This window comes from Intrasporangium chromatireducens Q5-1 (genome assembly GCF_000576575.1).
Lineage (GTDB): Bacteria > Actinomycetota > Actinomycetes > Actinomycetales > Dermatophilaceae > Intrasporangium_A > Intrasporangium_A chromatireducens.
Genome location: NZ_AWQS01000543.1, coordinates 1 through 805, shown reverse-complemented (window position 1 = coordinate 805; position 805 = coordinate 1). Strand labels below are relative to the sequence as shown.

General features: G+C 73.9%; 1 protein-coding gene. It reads left to right on the top strand.

All coding sequences use genetic code 11. From position 1 onward, the window contains the following. Positions 1–64: 64 nt before the first annotated feature. Positions 65–781 carry a dTMP kinase gene (gene tmk, locus N864_RS22785; RefSeq protein ID WP_169735992.1) on the top strand — a complete coding sequence of 239 codons (717 nt, stop codon included), beginning with the start codon at positions 65–67 and terminating at the stop codon, positions 779–781. Positions 782–805: the final 24 nt, after the last annotated feature.

Genomic DNA, 805 nt, shown 5'->3' with positions numbered 1-805 from the left:
CGGTGGCGCGGGCTGTCCACATCGGTGGCGTCGGCTGTCGGGGTGGTCGCATAGGCTCGTGGTCGTGAACGAGACCGGTGAGCAGCCCCGCCAGAGCACTGCGCCGGGCTGGTTCATCTGCTTCGAGGGCGGCGACGGCGCGGGGAAGACGACCCAGGTCCGGCTGCTCACCGAGGCGCTCGAGCGCCGCGGGCTGCAGGTCCTGGTCACGCGCGAGCCCGGAGGCACGCCGCTCGGTGCCCAGATCCGCAACCTCGTCCTGCACGGCGACCACGTCGCCCCCCGCGCCGAGGCGCTGCTCTTCGCCGCCGACAAGGCTCACCACGTCGCCGAGCTCATCCGGCCCGCCCTCGACGAGGGCCGGGTCGTCATCACCGACCGCTACACCGACAGCTCGATCGCCTACCAGGGCGCTGGGCGCGACCTCGGCGCGGACGAGATCCGGCGGCTGCAGCAGTGGGCCGTCGGAGGGCTGTTCCCCGACCTGACGATCATCCTCGACGTGACGCCCGAGGTGGGCCGCGCACGTCGCGGCGATGTCCATGACCGGCTCGAGTCCGAGGCCGACGACTTCCACGCGGCGGTCCGGCAGGGCTTCCTCGACCTCGCCGCCCGCGACCCGGAGCGCTACCTCGTCGTCGACGCCGGCCTCCCGCCGGAGCAGATCGCGGCCCGGGTCCTCGGGCGTCTCGACGCCCTCTGGGTGGGCACCCCGCGCGCCGCCCCGGCCGAGCACGGGAGCGAGCTGAGCGGCATACCGTCGGGGCAGGAGCGCGGATGAGAAGCCCTGTGTCAAGCCGCTTGC